General features: G+C 71.5%; 14 protein-coding genes and 1 pseudogene. 6 read left to right on the top strand and 9 right to left on the bottom strand.

Annotation, left to right across the window (positions count from 1 at the left end):
* Position 1: 1 nt before the first annotated feature.
* The 4 genes from D8I30_RS06530 to prmC form a co-directional block, all read right to left on the bottom strand.
* On the bottom strand, positions 2-403 hold the full coding sequence (locus D8I30_RS06530) for a hypothetical protein (protein WP_121482023.1): 402 nt from the start codon (positions 401-403) through the stop codon (positions 2-4).
* Between the two features lie 78 nt (positions 404-481).
* A complete protein-coding gene (locus tag D8I30_RS06525) occupies positions 482-1,234 on the bottom strand; it encodes a DUF4893 domain-containing protein (protein ID WP_121482022.1) in 753 nt (250 codons plus the stop codon).
* A gap of 279 nt (positions 1,235-1,513) precedes the next feature.
* Positions 1,514-2,416, bottom strand: a complete 903-nt coding sequence (locus D8I30_RS06520; RefSeq protein WP_240387348.1) for a DUF4167 domain-containing protein — start codon at positions 2,414-2,416, stop codon at positions 1,514-1,516.
* A gap of 290 nt (positions 2,417-2,706) precedes the next feature.
* On the bottom strand, positions 2,707-3,615 hold the full coding sequence (gene prmC, locus D8I30_RS06515; RefSeq protein WP_121482020.1) for a peptide chain release factor N(5)-glutamine methyltransferase: 909 nt from the start codon (positions 3,613-3,615) through the stop codon (positions 2,707-2,709).
* A gap of 90 nt (positions 3,616-3,705) precedes the next feature.
* Here prmC and D8I30_RS06510 point away from each other — a divergent pair, with 90 nt between their 5' ends.
* From D8I30_RS06510 to D8I30_RS06500, 3 genes are all read left to right on the top strand, one after another.
* A complete protein-coding gene (locus tag D8I30_RS06510; RefSeq protein ID WP_430805153.1) occupies positions 3,706-4,962 on the top strand; it encodes a YihY/virulence factor BrkB family protein in 1,257 nt (418 codons plus the stop codon).
* Positions 4,963-5,010: 48 nt separating this feature from the next.
* The gene (locus D8I30_RS06505; RefSeq protein ID WP_121482019.1) at positions 5,011-6,036 is read left to right on the top strand and encodes a DUF2167 domain-containing protein; all 1,026 of its coding nucleotides are present in this window, start codon (positions 5,011-5,013) and stop codon (positions 6,034-6,036) included.
* A 73-nt stretch (positions 6,037-6,109) separates the two neighbouring features.
* The gene (locus D8I30_RS06500) at positions 6,110-7,234 is read left to right on the top strand and encodes a DUF3089 domain-containing protein (protein ID WP_162938821.1); all 1,125 of its coding nucleotides are present in this window, start codon (positions 6,110-6,112) and stop codon (positions 7,232-7,234) included.
* A gap of 3 nt (positions 7,235-7,237) precedes the next feature.
* Here the strand turns inward: D8I30_RS06500 and prfA are convergent.
* Together prfA and D8I30_RS06490 are read right to left on the bottom strand one after the other, a co-directional pair.
* A pseudogene (prfA, locus tag D8I30_RS06495) lies at positions 7,238-8,304 on the bottom strand (peptide chain release factor 1).
* 70 nt (positions 8,305-8,374) lie between these two features.
* Entirely contained in the window at positions 8,375-9,715 is a 1,341-nt protein-coding gene (locus tag D8I30_RS06490; protein ID WP_121482017.1) for an alpha/beta hydrolase family protein, read from the bottom strand.
* Positions 9,716-9,912: 197 nt separating this feature from the next.
* Between D8I30_RS06490 and D8I30_RS06485 the strand changes: the two genes are divergently transcribed.
* The 3 genes from D8I30_RS06485 (at position 9,913) to D8I30_RS06475 (ending at position 12,124) form a co-directional block, all read left to right on the top strand.
* Entirely contained in the window at positions 9,913-10,512 is a 600-nt protein-coding gene (locus D8I30_RS06485) for a response regulator (RefSeq protein WP_121482016.1), read from the top strand.
* A 77-nt stretch (positions 10,513-10,589) separates the two neighbouring features.
* Positions 10,590-11,360, top strand: coding sequence for a sulfite exporter TauE/SafE family protein (locus D8I30_RS06480; RefSeq protein WP_121482015.1), 771 nt, complete (start codon positions 10,590-10,592; stop codon positions 11,358-11,360).
* 71 nt (positions 11,361-11,431) lie between these two features.
* Positions 11,432-12,124: a hypothetical protein gene (locus D8I30_RS06475; protein ID WP_121482014.1), complete on the top strand. Its 693-nt coding sequence runs from the start codon at positions 11,432-11,434 to the stop codon at positions 12,122-12,124.
* Positions 12,125-12,127: 3 nt separating this feature from the next.
* Here D8I30_RS06475 and D8I30_RS06470 read toward each other — a convergent pair whose 3' ends face one another.
* From D8I30_RS06470 to D8I30_RS06460, 3 genes are all read right to left on the bottom strand, one after another.
* Positions 12,128-12,724: a glutathione S-transferase N-terminal domain-containing protein gene (locus D8I30_RS06470; RefSeq protein ID WP_121482013.1), complete on the bottom strand. Its 597-nt coding sequence runs from the start codon at positions 12,722-12,724 to the stop codon at positions 12,128-12,130.
* Positions 12,725-12,726: 2 nt separating this feature from the next.
* A complete protein-coding gene (ispG, locus tag D8I30_RS06465; protein ID WP_121483420.1) occupies positions 12,727-13,881 on the bottom strand; it encodes a flavodoxin-dependent (E)-4-hydroxy-3-methylbut-2-enyl-diphosphate synthase in 1,155 nt (384 codons plus the stop codon).
* Positions 13,882-13,956: 75 nt separating this feature from the next.
* Positions 13,957-15,054 carry a helix-turn-helix domain-containing protein gene (locus tag D8I30_RS06460; protein ID WP_205570754.1) on the bottom strand — a complete coding sequence of 366 codons (1,098 nt, stop codon included), beginning with the start codon at positions 15,052-15,054 and terminating at the stop codon, positions 13,957-13,959.
* Between the last annotated feature and the right edge of the window lie 8 nt (positions 15,055-15,062).

The following is a 15,062-nucleotide window of genomic DNA, read 5'->3' as shown; positions in this document are numbered from 1 at the left end:
GTCAGCGCGTCGGGCGCTGGCCGGCCTCGAGGATGGGCATGCCCGCCTCGGTGGGGATGTAGATGGTCTGGCGGCCTTCCTTGCCGGCCGTCTCCTGCAGCATGTTGATGTAGGACCAGCGCAGATAGGCCTCGGGGCCGCCCAGGGCCTCGGCCATGATGCGGTTGGCCTCATTGGCGCCCTTGGCGCGCTCGATCTCGGCCTGGGCGGTCAGCTTGGCGGAGTCGAGGGAGGCCTGGGCTTCGAGCACGCGGATACGGCGGTTCTGCACCGCCTCCTCGTAGGCGGCCTTGCCCGCCATCTGCTTGGAATAGACGTTGTAGGTGGGGAAGCCGATCAGCACGACCGCCAGGACGACGGCGATGGCGATGATGGATCCAAGCGTGAGGCCGACGCCGCGCATACGGGTGCTCCGGTGGGAATGAAAGGGCGTCCAGGGTGGCGGGGCGGCCCCCGTCCGGTCAAGCTTCGATCGAAACGATCAGCGCGACGAGGCCGGGGCCGGGACCAGTTCGAGCAGGTCGAGGTTGGATTCCGTCGCCGGCCAGGGCGTGACCAGGCGCCAGCGCTTCTCGCCGATGCGCTCCAGCACCGCGACCATGTCGCGCTCCGGACGCAGGCCGTAGCTGTGGGCGGCGGGCTCGGAGGCCAGGGCCATGGAGCCCAGGAAGACCATCTCGCGGTCGCTCTCGGGGAAGAGCAGGCCCGCCGGGCGCTGCGACCCGGTGCGCTTGGTCAGCTTCAGCCCGCCCGCGGTCTGTTCGATGCGGCAGGCGAACCAGCCATAGACGACATAGCCGAGCCCGCCCTCGTCGCCCTGGGACCCCAGCTTGACGGTGCGGCAGCGGTAGGCGCCGGGCAGAGGGCTGACGCCGGGACGGGCGGCGTTCGGATCGATCAGGTCGCCGAGCGCCGACAGGTCGCCCGAGCCGCCCTGACGCCGCGCCTGTTCGAGCGCCAGGGTCCAGGCGGCGGCGCGGCGCTGATAGCGGTCGCGGTCGGCCGGAGTGATGACGCCGCGCCAGTCGTCCAGGACGGCCCCGACCGGCCCCTCGGACGGGGCGACGGCAGGGACCGACGGCGGCGGCGGCGGCGGCGGGGGCGTGGTGGCGCAGGCGGCCAGAGCCAGGGCCAGGGACGCGAGCGCCAAGAACGACCGGGACGAGACGCCGCCCGTCGGCGCGCCCCGGCCGGACGGAGCGAGCCGGAAGGAAGGGTTCGGCGAACGCTGCATATGGGATTCCCTCGCGACAGGATCGAAAGCCCCGTTTCTCTAGGAAGCCGCCACGGCGGCCCGCGTCAACCCCGCCCGTCAACCCCGTTCGTCGTCGATGCCGGTCGTCCCGCCCCGTTTTCCCGGCCCCAGTTGGGCTCAGGACGCACAGGGCCAAGGCGAGGCGATCATCGCCAGCCGAACGAATTCCATCGCGCATCCTCCCGATGGCTCGAGAAGGACGCGCGACGGCTGTTGGCTGAATGAAGGAAAGCCCGCTCGAGTTGCGAGACCCGGGCCTTACTCTTCGGCGGCGGTCTCGGCCTTGCGGCGCGGACGGCGACGCGGGGCGGGCGCTTCGGCGTCGTCGTCGGACGCCGAGTCCTCGATCGCCGCCGGTCGGGTCAGGAACCCCGGCAGGCCAGAGGCGTCCTCGGTCGCCGCCGTGGCGCGCGGACGGCGCGGGGCGCGCGGGGCCTTGGCGACGGGCTCCTCGACGGCCTCGACGACCGGCTCGGCGGCGACGTCGTCGTGCGGACGGTCATCGACGGAGACGGCCTCATGCGAGACGTCGGAGGACTGGCCGTCGTCCTGGGCGCCCGGCGCATCGCCCTCGGCGCCCGGCTCGCCGTTCTCGAACCGGCGGTTGCGTTCCTCGCGGCGGCGCTCCCAGCGCTCGCGGCGGGATTCGCGACGCCCCTCGCGGGGCTCGCCTTCGCCGTTCTCACGGGCTTCACGCGGCTCGCGAGGCTCACGCGGCTCGCGCGGTTCACGGTCGCGATTGGCCTCGCGCTCGGCGCGTTCGGCCTGACGGCGGGCCTCGTCCTCGGCCTTCTGCTGCTCGGCCTGGGCGGCGGCGATGATGGCCGCGGCCTGGGCGCCCGACTCGTCCTCGAAATCAATGTCGAAGCCCTGGCCGGCCAGTTCGCGCTGGGCGATCTCGCTGACCGGACGCTGGGGCTGCAGGGCGCGCAGGACGCGGAAATAGTGTTCGGCGTGCTGGGTGTAGTTCTCGGCCAGAACGCGGTCGCCGGCGGCCGCGGCGTCGCGCGCCAGCTGCATGTAGCGCTCATAGACGGTCTGGGCGTTGCCCCGGACCTTGATGTTCTCGGGGCCCTGCGAGTCCCACGAACGGTTCGGATTGGTCGCGTTGGCGTTGTTGCCGCCGCCGGGCTTCCGGTTGCGTCCGCGCTGACGCTTCATGCCCTTGAAATCTCTCATCGGAGCTTACCGTGCTGGTGCGGGCCGCCGTCGTAAAGGACGGACGGGACCCTGTTCGTCGTTCCGCTCGTCGGGGCCTATCCCCGATGCGATGTGTCCGGAAAAACCGTGCGTCCCCCGTGGTCCGCCGCGTCTGTTCTAGGGACGCGACCGTCACTGGCCCCAGACGCGCTTAAGCGAGCGAACGTGCCCGAAAAGGATGCGTTTGAGTGGGAACACCACGGACTTAGCGCGCGCGGAGACGCTTTCCAAGGGTTTTTATTGCACCGGGTTTATTGCACCGGGCCTTCGACATCGGGGATGGGGCCGACGCGCGGGTCCGGGCCGTTGGTGACGACGCGGTCGCGGTCGCCCAGATCCTTGACCACCTTGACGTCGGCGAAGCCGGCCGCCTCGAACAGGGCCTTGACCGCCTCGCCCTGGTCCCAGCCGATCTCGACGGCGAAGACGCCCTCGGGGCGCAGGATGCGGGCGATCTCGGGCGCCAGGTCGCGATAGGGCTGCAGCCCGTCCGGTCCGCCGTCCAGGGCCAGGTGCGGGTCGTGCTCGCGCACCTCGGGGTCCAGGCCGGCGATGTCGCCGGTCGGGATGTAGGGCGGGTTGGACACCACCAGGTCGAAGCTGTCGTCGGCGAACCCCGCCGCCCAGTCGGTGCGGATGAAGGTGCAGCGGCCGTTCAGGTCCAGGTTGGCCGCGTTCTCGCGCGCCACGGCGATGGCCTCGGTCGAGATGTCGGTGCCGACGCCGCGCGCGCCGCGCCGCTCGGCCAGGGCCGCCAGCAGGATGGCGCCCGAGCCCGTGCCCAGGTCGATCATGTCGAACGTCGCATAGGCCGGGAAGGCGCGGACGATGACGTCCACCACCGTCTCGGTGTCCGGGCGCGGGCTGAGCACGTCGGGGGTGACGTTCAGCATGATCTTCCAGAAGCCCTTGCGGCCCAGGATGCGCGACACCGGCTCGCGGCGCAGGCGGCGCTGGACCATGGCCTCCAGCCCTTGCGCCTGCTCGGCCGTCAGGGCGCGGTAGGGGTCGTTCAGGATGTCCACCCGGCCCGCGCCGGTCGCCGCCTCCAGCAACAGGCGGGCGTCGATGGAGGGGCTGTCGACGCCGGCGGCCTTCAGGCGCGCCTGGGCGCCTTTCCAGGCGGTCAGCAGGGTCGGTTGGGTGTTCTGATCGGACATTCCGGGTGATTGGGGTCTGGCGCGCGCGATTTCAAGACGGAACGGGCGGGCAGCGTAGCCGTTGTGGGGCGGATGGGGATGATGGACGTCTTGAAGCACCGATCCGCGCGCGGCCGAGGGCGCCGCTCGTCCCGGCCGTCGCACGGCGCGGCCGCCAGCCTGCTGCGCTATCTGGCCGCCGCGGTCGGGGGGCTGGCCGCCGGAGCGACGGCGGCGCACCTCCTCTATACCCAGGGGCACCGCTACGGTCTCGAACTGAGGCCCAAGCGGCCCGAGCCCCTGCCGCCGCGCGAGCCGACGCCCGAGGACTATGACGCCCAGGAGCCCGGCCGCGGCCGGCTGGCCCGGCGCCCGCTGGAGATTCCGCACCAGGGCTGGAGCGACATCGCCTGGCGCGCGGCCATGGGCTATTTCGGCGACCGGGTCGGCTTCGTCGCCGGGGGCGTGACCTTCTTCATGCTGCTGGCCCTGTTTCCGACCCTGGGTGCCTTCGTCACCATCTACGGCCTGTTCGCCGATCCGGCCGACGCCTGGGGGCGGCTGAGCTTCCTCTATGAGATCCTGCCGTCGAACGTGGCCCAGTTCCTGGGCGCCGAAATGGCGCGGCTGGCGGGCAACTCGACCGGCCAGCTGACCTTCACCCTGGCCTGGACCCTGACCCTGTCGCTGTGGGCGGCCAACGGCGGGGTGAAGACCCTCTTCTACGGACTGAACCTCGCCTATCACGAGGTCGAGAAGCGCAACATCGTCCGCTACAACCTGCTGTGCATGGGCTTCACCGTCTCGGGCCTGCTGGCGGTGCTGCTCAGTTCGGCTCTGGTGGTCGGGGTGCCCGTGGTCCTGGCCGTGCTGGGCCTGCAGGACGAGTGGGCCTATCTGGCGCCCCTGCGCTGGCCCCTGCTGTTCCTGGGCTATGTCGCGGCCCTGGCCCTGATCTATCGCTATGGGCCGTGCCGGGCGCGGGCGCGCTGGCGCTGGCTGACGCCGGGGGCGCTGTTCGCCGCGAGCGTGAGCCTGCTGGTGTCCTTCCTGTTCAGCTGGTTCCTGACCACCTTCGTGCGCACCGATTCCTACGGCCCGCTGGCGGCGGCCATGGGCTTTCTGCTGTGGACCTGGTTCTCGGTGCAGGTGATCCTGATGGGCGCCCGCCTCAACGCCGAGATCGAGCACCAGACCGCCCATGACACCACCACGGGCGCGCCCCGGCCCCTGGGCGAGCGCGGCGCCGTCATGGCGGATTCGGTGGGGCCGAGACGCGGCAACCCCGCCGCCCTGGCCTTCACCCTCAAATACGCCGAGGCCCTGGGCGACCGGATGCTGCGGCGGCGATCGAGACGACGGCGCTAGACAGATCGAACATTGATACGCAACCTCCCCGACGAGGGAGAGATTCGCATGCTTCGCATCCTGTCGGCGATCCTGGCGGTCGCCTGTCTGGTCCTGGCGAGACCGTCGCACGCCGCGCCGTCCGGCCCCACGCCCGAACAGGCCGCCTATCTGGAGGCCATGCGGCGACTGGAGGGCGAAATCCAGGGCCAGGGCGGCGACGTCCACCTAGCCGGCCCCAAGGTGACGCTGCGCCTCGGCGAGGCCTATCAATTCTACGACAAGGACGAGGCGCGTCGAATCCTGGTCGAAGCCTGGGGCAATCCGCCCGCCCTCGCCGACGGCGTCCTGGGCATGATCTTTCCGGCCGGGCGATCGTTCATGGACGACACCTGGGGGGCCGTCGTCCGTTACGCCCCGGACGGCTACGTCTCGGACGCGGACGCCCGCGACATCGACTATGACGCCCTGCTCGCGGACCTGCAGAACGGCGAGGACGCGGAAAACCGCGAACGGAAGGCCGCCGGCTATCCGGGCGTCCATCTGGTGGGCTGGGCCCAGTCGCCCTCCTATGACGCGCGAACCCATTCCATGATCTGGGCGAAGGAGCTCGGTTTCGACGGTGACCCGACGCGGACGCTGAACTACGACCTGCGCGTGCTGGGACGGCGCGGGGTGCTCAGCATGAACATCGTGTCCGTCATGCCCGAGCTGGCGCAGGTCAAGCTGGCGGCGGAGGAGCTCATGGCCACCGCCGCCTTCGACGAGGGCGCCCGCTACGCCGATTATCGGGCCGGAGACCCGAAAGCCGCCTATGGACTGGCCGGCCTGGTGGCCGGCGGCGCGGCCGCCGCCCTGGCCAAGAAAGCCGGGATTCTGGGCATCCTTTTCATGATCCTGAAGAAGGGCGGGGTCTTCCTGCTGGCCGGGATCGCGGCGGCGTTCGGCTGGCTCAGATCGTTGCTCGGACGCAGGACGGCGGCCGCCGGTCCGGCGCTGTCCTCGCCCGACCCCCTGACAGACAAGGAGCAGGATCCCGCGCTGGAAACCGCCGATGACCCTCCGCTCGTGGCGGCCGAAGACGGCCCAGCCTGATCAGCCCCGATCAGTCTTCACCCTCCGCTCAGCGGGAGTCGAGTCAGTGCGCAAACCTCGGAAAGAGTCCGCCGTGCGGGCCTCGGTCTGGGCCGCAACCGCCGCCCTGGCCCTGCTGGCCTCGAGCGCCTCGGCTCGGGCGCAGGCGCCGACGCCGCCCGACTACGCTCTGGACAGCGCCTGGATCTGCCGCCCCGGCCGCGACGACGCCTGCACCGTCGATCTGTCGACCGCCGAGGCGGGGCCCCTCCCCTCGCCCCACAGCGACCCGGCGATCGACTGCTTCTACGTCTATCCGACCATCTCGACCGCGCCGGGCGACAGCGCCCCCATCGCCGTGACCGAGGACGAGGCGCGGACGGTGCGGCTGCAGCTGGCGCGGCTGCGCTCGGTCTGCCGCCTCTATGCGCCCCTGTATCGCCAGCTGACCGTCAGCGACATGAAACGCCGTCTGGAGGGCGGCCGGACGCCCGACTTGCCCGCCGCCATGGCCCTGGCCGAAGACGACGTGGCCGCCGCCTGGGCGCGCTATCTGGAGCACGACAACGCGGGACGGGGCGTCGTCCTGATCGGCCACTCGCAAGGCGCCCTGATCCTGCAGGGGCTGATCCGCGACCAGATGGACGGACAGGCGCTGGGCGACCGCCTGGTCTCGGCCATCCTGCCGGGCAGCTTCGTCACCGCTCCGGCGGGGCAGGACGTCGGCGGGACCTTCAAGACCCTTCCCGCCTGCCGCGCGAAGATCCAGACCGGCTGCGTCGTCGCTTTCAACAGCTTCCGCGCCGAGGCCCCGCCGCCCGAGGCCTATGAAGGCGCGCTGGAGGCGGGCGAACGCGCCCTGTGCGTCAATCCCGCCGCGCTCGCGGGCGGGCGAGCGCCGCTGAAAGCCTATTTCGCCGCCGATGGGACGACCATCATTCCGTGGTTCTCGGCGCCGCCACGCGTCGCAGCGCCGGACGCCGCCCCCTTCGTCGCGCCGCGCGGCCTGACCGCCGCCTGCGTCAGGGAAGACGGCGCCGCCTATCTGTCGATCAGTCAGGCGGGCGCCGACGACGACTTTGTCCTGGGCGGCGACTTTCTGTTCCAGGGCGAGCGCGACGAGGCCATGGGCCTGCATCTGATCGACCTCGAGCTGGTGATGGGCGACCTGGTCGAGCTGATCGGCGCGCAAGGCGCGGCCTATCTCGCCCGGCCCTAGACGTCAGGCGAGTTCAGCTTCCAGGTCGGCCAGGCGGGCGGCCTGGTCCTCGGCGATCAGGGCGTTGAGCATGGGGTCGAGGTCGCCCTCGAGGATCTGCGGCAGGCTGTGCAGGGTCAGGCCGATGCGGTGATCGGTCACCCGCCCCTGCGGGAAGTTGTAGGTGCGGATGCGCTCGGAGCGGTCGCCCGAGCCGACCTGCGACTTGCGCGCGTCCGAGCGGGCGGCGTCCTTGGCCTGGCGCTGCATGTCGTAGAGGCGCACGCGCAGGTTCTTCATCGCCTTGTCGCGGTTCACGTGCTGCGACTTCTCGGAGGAGGTGGCGACGATGCCCGTCGGCAGGTGGGTGATGCGCACCGCCGAGTCGGTCTTGTTGACGTGCTGGCCGCCCGCGCCGGACGAGCGGTAGGTGTCGATGCGGATATCCTTGTCGAGGATCTCGATCTCGACGTCCTCGACCTCGGGCAGGACGGCGACCGTGGCCGCCGAAGTGTGGATGCGGCCGCCCGCCTCGGTCGTCGGCACGCGCTGGACGCGGTGGACCCCGCTCTCGAACTTGAGGCGGCCGAACACGCCCTCGCCGCTGACGGTGGCGATGATCTCCTTGAAGCCGCCCGCGTCGCCCTCGGTGGCGCTGTCGATCTCGACCCGCCAGCCGCGCGTCTGGGCGTAGCGGGAATACATGCGGAACAGGTCGCCGGCGAACAGGGCCGCCTCGTCCCCCCGGTGCCGGCGCGCACCTCCAGCACGGCCGAGGCGTTCTCATCGGCGTCGCGCGGGGCCAGCAGAAGCGCGACCTCGCGCTCCAAGCCCGGCAGGCGGTCGTTGAGGGCGTCCAGTTCGTCGGCGGCCAGGGCGGCCATCTCCGGATCGGCGGCCATGGCCTTGAGGTCCTCGACCTCGACGCGGGCGCGGGCCAGGGCCTGGACCGCGTCGGCCACCGGCTTCAGCTCGGCGTGCTCTTTGGACAGGCGCACGATCTCGGCCCCGTCCGAGGCCGCGCCCATGCGCGCCTCCACCTGGTGGAAGCGGTCGAGCACCTGATCGAGCCGGGCCTGGGGCAGTCGCAACGGCTGTCTCCGAGAGGAAAGGGTCGGCTTCTCTACGGCAGAGAACCGACCCAAGTCCATCGTCGATCCTTCAGGGCGCGGCGCGCGGAAAGGCGATCGCAGCGCGGCCGTATCGGCCCTGCTCCAGCGACCGGCCGAGGGCGAAATCCGACATCATGGCGTAGTAGCCCTCGGCCTGGCGGATGTTGGTGCGGGTCCCGTCCGGCGCCTGGACGAACTCGGCCATGCCGTGGTCCGTGTCCGGGAACTCGGCCAGGGTGATGGCCTCGCCCTCGACCTGGAGGGCGCTCAGCAGGGCGCGCGTCGCCTCGGGCGGGGCGTCGCGGTCAGCCCCGGCCAGGATCCACAGCACCGGAACGTCCAGCGCGCGCAGCGGCGGCAGGGGGTCGTGCCGCCAGGGCGTGCCCTTGTCGCGCTTGGGCCCCGCCAGCCGCAGCGCCGCCTCGGGATAGCGGGCGATCTCGCCGGTGAACTCCCCCTTGGCGTGGGGGAACCACGGCTCGCGGCGCCACTGGCGCTTCAAGGCGTTCAGCTCGGCGAAGCCCGAACGGAAGCCCGAGGCGATCACCTCGCCCGCCGCATCGGCCAGCAGGCCCGCCTTGCGCTGGGCCTCGGCGTCGAAGCCGGCCTCGGCCACGCCCAGCACCGTCTGGGCGCGGTTCTCCTCCAGCGGGCTGACGGCCAGGCCGTAGCCGACGATGATGAAGTCCACCGGCGCCTGGGCCGCCGCCAGCGGCGCCACCCAGCCGCCCTGGCTGAGCCCCCGCAGGCCGACCCGGCCCGCTCGGTTTCCGGCCAGGCGGCGCGCCTCGCGCACCGCCGCCGCCGCGTCGGCGGCCAGGACGGCGAAGTCCTGGGTGTAGGTTCCGGTCGAGGCGCCGGTGCCGCGCTTGTCATAGACGAACAGGCCGACGCCCGCCGCCGGGTCCAGGTGCTGCATGGCGTTGAAGTCGAGGGCGCTGTAGTCGCCCGAGCCGTGCACCTCGACCAGGATGGGCGCCGGTCCGTCGCCCGGCGGCAGGATCAGCCGCCCGGCCAGGGCCTCGCCGGCCCCCTGGAAGCGCGTCTCGATGATCTCGAGCTCCACCCGTTCGACCGGCTGGCCGTCGAACGAGGTCAGCCCCTGGGCGCAGTCGCCGAGCGCCAGCGGCGTGGGATCGGGCTCGCCGGTCCAGCCGCGCGTGGCGCGCGTTTCGGCCCCCGTGCCGGTGATCAGGGCGCTGCGTCCGTCCATGGTGCGCCAGCGCAGCTTGCCGCTGGTCGTGCCCCACAGGGAAACGGCGCGCCCGTCCGCCGTCCTCCAGACCCCGGCCCCGCAGGCCTTGTCCGCCGAAGCCGCCGAAGCCGCCGCGCCCCCCGCCAAGGTCAGGGCGCAGGCCAGGCTCAGGCCGCGCAATAAGGCGTTCTTCATGGCGATGATCCTCCCCGCCCCGACTGTAAAAATATCGACGGTCGATAAGTTTGGCTCGTTAATTCCCTGCAATGCGAAGGTGGGATTTTCCGGGCTGTCGCGATTGTGAGCGGATCTAACGATGCCGTCAGGCGGGTTCCTTCCCCTCGCCAAAGCCCCTAGCTCGACCCTGGCTGAAACGAGACAGGAGACAGCGAATGGCCCCTGAGACGGTTCATGAAGACAAGGACGTGGCGCGGCTGTGCGCCCTCTATGACGGGCTGCTGGCGCCCGACGCGCCCGCCCTGCCGCCGGCGGCGGAGCAGGAATTGAAGGCCCTGGCCAAGATCTTCGACCTGGACGCCGAGCGCCCGGCGGCGGAGCTGTGGCCCTATGTCCGCGCCGTGCTGGTGCGTCAGGCGCCGCCGCGCGAAGAGGATGCTCCAGCGGTCGAAGCCGATCCCCTGACGGTGCTGCTGGTCGAGGACGATCCCGACGCGGCCGCCGCCCTGACCGAGGCGCTGGACGCCGCCGGCCACCGCGTGGTCGGGCCCTTCCACAGCGCCGAGACGGCCGAGGCGGCGACGGCCCTGCACCCCGTCGACCTGGCCCTGCTGGACATCAACCTGTCGGGCGAGACCACCGGGGTCGATCTGGCCCGCAGCCTGAAGACGCGCTGGGGCGTGCCGGTCATCTTCCTGTCCGGCGACGTCACGGCGGCGGCGCACAACGCCGAACTGGCCGCCGCCATGGTGATCAAGCCCTACAGCGGCCGCGACGTGCTGGACGCCATCGCCCGCCTGGAACCGGCCGCCTGAACCGCGCGCAACCAAAGCGCGGCCGCGGCCATTGCCACGGGGGCCGCGACCTGCGTCTGATGAGGCCTGGGGGCTGAATGGACACTTTCTTCCTGTTTCTGCTGGTGGGCATCCTGGCCCAGGCGGTCGACGGCGCCCTGGGCATGGCCTACGGGGTGATCTCGTCCTCGGTGCTGCTGGCCCTGGGGGTGCCGCCGGCCACGGCCTCGGCCAGCGTCCACGCGGCCGAGGTCTTCACCACCGCCGCCTCGGCGGGCAGCCACGCCCTGCACCGCAATGTGGAGTGGCGGCTGTTCCTGCCCCTGACCATCGCGGGAGTCATCGGCGGGGTTCTGGGCGCCTATGTCCTGACCGGGCTCGACAGCACGGTGATCAAGCCCTTCGTCGTCGCCTACCTGGCCCTGATCGGGGTGTGGATCCTGTGGCGCGCGGGCCATGACGTGAAGCCGCGCCACCTGCCCGCCTGGATCACCGCCCCCATCGGCGTGGTCGGCGGCTGCCTGGACGCCATCGGCGGCGGCGGCTGGGGGCCGACGGTGTCGTCCACCATGGTCGGCGCCGGACACGACCCGCGCAAGGCCATCGGCACGGTCAACACGGCCGAATTCTTCCTGACCGTGGCCATCTCGGCCACCTTCGTCTGGGCCCTGGTGAGCGGCCACTGGCAAGACGCCGACGCGCTCCAGAACCACGCCGCCGCCGTCGGCGGCCTGGTGGTCGGCGGCCTGATCGCCGCCCCCTTCGCGGGGCTGATCGTCAAGAAGGTGCCGCGCAAGGTCCTGGCCTATGCAGTCGGCGGCCTGCTGGTCCTGCTGGCCGTCTTCCAGGGCGTGCAACTGTTGAGATAACCCCGATCATTGACAGAAGCGCGCGCGGCTGGCCGACTGCGCGTCCGGAGCGAGGCGGCGGGGGGCCGAGGATGCGCGCGTGGGTCTGGACCGTTTCGGCGTCCCTTCTGGCGGGCTGCGCGACGACGCAGACCCTGCCCCCCGTCGTCGAAAGCGTGAACCGCCCCGCCCTGCACGCGGTCGCCGTGGTCGAAGTCGGCGAGGCCGCGCTGGAGACGGGCCGGCAGCGGACCCACGTCGGGCTCGCCCTGGCAAACGAGCTGAGCTGGGGCGACGGGATCCTGTTCCGGAAATTCACCGTCTCGCCCGGCCGCCTGCGGGCGCGGCTGAAGGACGGGCGCTTCACCTATTACTTCTCGGACGCCATGACGGCGCGCGACCCCCTGCTGGGCAGCGCGCCCTACGCCTCGGGCGGCCTTTGCCGGGCCAATGACGGATCAGGCCCCGTGCGCGGCTTCATCGCGCCCGGCCGCTGCGTCCTCAACTGGAGCGCCGAGCCGCAGGTCGCCGACGTCCGCATCGCCGAGCCGGACGCGGCCGGGCGCCGCCAGGAGCTGATCTATCACGGGCGAACGGGCGACAGCGTGCGCTTCCTCTATCGCGAGACCACGGACGACGGCCCGCCGGCGACGCAGGCCGTGGCCTACGACCTCGGCGAAGGCGGGATCATCGGTTTTCGCGGTGCGCGGCTCGAGGTTCTGGAGGCCGACGGCCTGCGGCTGCGCTACCGTCTTCTGGCCGCCTTCGCCGAGGCCCCTGAATAAGGCTCAGGCCGGATAGGTGTCGACGAAGCTGGGGCGCCGCTCAAGCGCGGCCTGGAGCGCCACCAGGTTGGGACGGCCGGTCTTCCAGTCGTAGTCGGGGTGGCGGAAGCCGATCCAGGTCACGGCGACGCCGGCGGTCAGCACCCCCATGTCGAGCCGATCGGCGTCCGGGTCGGCGGCCTCCAGGGCGTCCAGGGCGCGCCCCATGTTGACGGTCCAGCGCTCCATCCACGACGGCGAGCGCTCGGCCTCGGGTCGACGCTTTTCGAGCACCAGCTTGACCCCCATTTCCAGCGCCGCATTGCCCAGGGTCTCCAGGCGACGCACGCGCAAGCGCTCGGCCCCGTCGACGGGCAGCAGGCGCGCGCCCTCGCCCAGGGCGTCCAGATATTCGCAGATGACCGGGCTGTCGGTCACAGCCAGGCCGTCCTCGGCCACCAGGGTCGGGACCTGCACCACCGGATTGGTCGCCAGCAGTTCGGGCGCATTGCCGTAAGGATCGACGACGATCTCCTCGATCCGCTCGGACAGGCCCTTTTCACGCGCGACGATGCGGACCTTGCGCGCGAAGGGCGACGGGGTGGTGATGTAGAGCTTCATGACTACTCGGCGGCTTTAAGAGCGGCGGCCTGAGCGGCGCGGGCGGCGTCCAGCTCGGCGGCCTTGGCTTCGACCTGGGCGACGATCTCGTCGATCATGCCGTCGTTGGCCTGCTTGTGGGCGATCTTGCCGTTCAGATACAGCATGCCCGAGCCCGCCCCGCCGCCGGTGAAGCCGACGTCGGTGTAGAGGGCCTCGCCCGGGCCGTTGACGACGCAGCCGATGATCGACAGCGACATGGCGGTGGAGACGTGGGCCAACTTTTCTTCCAGGATCGCCACCGTCTCGATGACGTTGAAGCCCTGACGCGCGCAGGACGGGCAGGCGATGATGTTCACCCCCCGGTGGCGCAGGCCCAGCGACTTCAGGATGTCGAAGCCGACCTTGATCTCCTCGACCGGATCGGCGGCCAGCGAGACGCGGATGGTGTCGCCGATGCCCGCCCACAGCATGTTGCCCATGCCGATGGCCGACTTGATGGTGCCGGTGCGCAAGGGGCCCGCCTCGGTCACGCCCAGATGCAGCGGGCAGTCGATGGCCTCGGCCAGCTGCTGATAGGCGGCGACCGTCAGGAAGGGGTCGGACGCCTTCACCGAAATCTTGAACTCGTGGAAGTCGAGATCCTGCAGGATGCGGGCGTGGTTCAGCGCGCTCTCCACCATGGCGTCGGGACAGGGCTCGCCGTATTTCTCCAGCAACTCCTTCTCCAGCGACCCAGCGTTGACGCCGATGCGCATGGAGCAGCCGTGGTCGCGGGCGGCCTGAACGACTTCCTTGACCCGCGCGATCGAGCCGATGTTGCCGGGGTTGATGCGCAGGCAGGCGGCGCCCGCCTCGGCCGCCTCGATGCCGCGGCGGTAGTGGAAATGGATGTCGGCCACCAGCGGCACGCGGGCCGCGCGCGCGATGGTCTTGAAGGCCGCCGTCGAGTCTTCATCCGGGCAGGAGACGCGCACGATGTCGGCGCCGGCCTCCTCCAGCTGACGAATCTGCGCCAGCGTGGCCGCCGCGTCGGCGGTCGGCGTATTGGTCATCGACTGGACGCTGATCGGGGCGCCGCCGCCGACAGGAACCGAGCCGACCATGATCTGGCGGCTTTGACGGCGCTCGATGTGGCGCCAGGGACGGATGTGGCCGAGGGCTGAACTATCGCTCATGACGGGCGGAACATAGGGCAGGAAGAGCGGCAAAACCACGACAGGGGGCGCACGAAGCGACGATTCATCGCCCGGTCAGCCCTCGGGCGGCGCGGCGGCAGGGGTCGCCGCGGGCGCGGGAAGAGGCTGGTAGGGCTGCGGTCCCGAGGGCGCGGCCGGGGCGATCGTCGGGGCGCGGGCGCGCGTTTCGGCGGCGACGGCGCGGACCTCGGACTGGCGGGCGGCGGCCTGGGCGCGGCTGTTCAACTGCCCTAGCGGCGTCTGGGGCGCGGTCAGCACCCCGCCGTGCTCGCCGTTCAGATAGATGTCGAACGAGGCCGGATCGGGCGTGTCGACGGTCGCGGCGACGTTCGGCGGCGCCCGCCAGGATTCGCCCGCCGCCAGCTGGCGCGCGAACAGCACCCGGCCGTCGCCCTGGCGGATCACCAGGATGGCGGGCTTGCGCGCCTGCAGGATGACCTGGGAGGCCGTGGCCGAGGCCCCGTAGATGGCCCCGCGCGGGTTGAAGGCGGCCTGCACCGGCGGCGCGGGCGGCGCCGGCGCGTTGGGGTCGTCGGGGTCGACGCCGGTGAGCTCCGCCTCCAGCCCCGGGGTGACGTAGAGGGCGGGCGTGGTCTGGTCCGGCGGCGCAGCCCTGGGGGCGCCCAGGTAGAGAGGGCGGCCCGCCTCGGCATCGGCCTCGGCGGCCCAGTTCCTGGGCACGGCGACGAGATCGGACGGATGCGGCGGCTCGATGCGGTTGAGGCGCTGGAAGACGTTCCAGCCGATCACGGCGACCACCACCGCCCCGGCCACGGCCAGGATCTTGGGCGAGCTGCGCCGCATCTGCTGGAAGGCGGCGCCGGTCGGAGCCTGAAGCGGCACGGCGGCGTCGGGAAATTCCCGCTTGAACCGCTCGACGGCGGTCAGTTCGTCCAGGCCCAGGGCCGCCGCATAGGCCCGCACATAGCCGATGGAGAAGATGCGCGACGGCAGGACGGCGAACTCGCCCTGCTCCAGCGCCGTCAGGAAACGCGGATGCACCCGCGTCAGGGTCGACAGCTGGGCCATGGACAGGCCCGAGGCCAGGCGCGCGGCGCGCAGGGCGGCGCCCAGGGTCTCGTCCTGGGTCTCGTCCAGAGTCCCGTCGCGGGAGTCCTCGAGGGACGGCGCGGCGTGCCGATCCTGTTCCATATGGCCGG

This window comes from Brevundimonas naejangsanensis (assembly GCF_003627995.1).
Taxonomy (GTDB): domain Bacteria; phylum Pseudomonadota; class Alphaproteobacteria; order Caulobacterales; family Caulobacteraceae; genus Brevundimonas; species Brevundimonas naejangsanensis_B.
The sequence above is the reverse complement of the archived record's forward strand: the minus strand, read 5'-3'. Positions and strand labels throughout refer to the sequence as shown.

Coding starts and splice junctions, on each gene's coding strand:
- D8I30_RS06530 (WP_121482023.1), bottom strand. CDS start 403: ATGCGCGGCGTCGGCCTCACGCTTGGATCCATCATCGCCATCGCCGTC.
- D8I30_RS06525 (WP_121482022.1), bottom strand. CDS start 1,234: ATGCAGCGTTCGCCGAACCCTTCCTTCCGGCTCGCTCCGTCCGGCCGG.
- D8I30_RS06475 (WP_121482014.1), top strand. CDS start 11,432: ATGCGCGCGTGGGTCTGGACCGTTTCGGCGTCCCTTCTGGCGGGCTGC.
- D8I30_RS06505 (WP_121482019.1), top strand. CDS start 5,011: ATGCTTCGCATCCTGTCGGCGATCCTGGCGGTCGCCTGTCTGGTCCTG.
- D8I30_RS06490 (WP_121482017.1), bottom strand. CDS start 9,715: ATGAAGAACGCCTTATTGCGCGGCCTGAGCCTGGCCTGCGCCCTGACC.
- D8I30_RS06460 (WP_205570754.1), bottom strand. CDS start 15,054: ATGGAACAGGATCGGCACGCCGCGCCGTCCCTCGAGGACTCCCGCGAC.
- D8I30_RS06470 (WP_121482013.1), bottom strand. CDS start 12,724: ATGAAGCTCTACATCACCACCCCGTCGCCCTTCGCGCGCAAGGTCCGC.
- prmC (WP_121482020.1), bottom strand. CDS start 3,615: ATGTCCGATCAGAACACCCAACCGACCCTGCTGACCGCCTGGAAAGGC.
- D8I30_RS06480 (WP_121482015.1), top strand. CDS start 10,590: ATGGACACTTTCTTCCTGTTTCTGCTGGTGGGCATCCTGGCCCAGGCG.
- D8I30_RS06485 (WP_121482016.1), top strand. CDS start 9,913: ATGGCCCCTGAGACGGTTCATGAAGACAAGGACGTGGCGCGGCTGTGC.
- D8I30_RS06520 (WP_240387348.1), bottom strand. CDS start 2,416: ATGAAGCGTCAGCGCGGACGCAACCGGAAGCCCGGCGGCGGCAACAAC.
- ispG (WP_121483420.1), bottom strand. CDS start 13,881: ATGAGCGATAGTTCAGCCCTCGGCCACATCCGTCCCTGGCGCCACATC.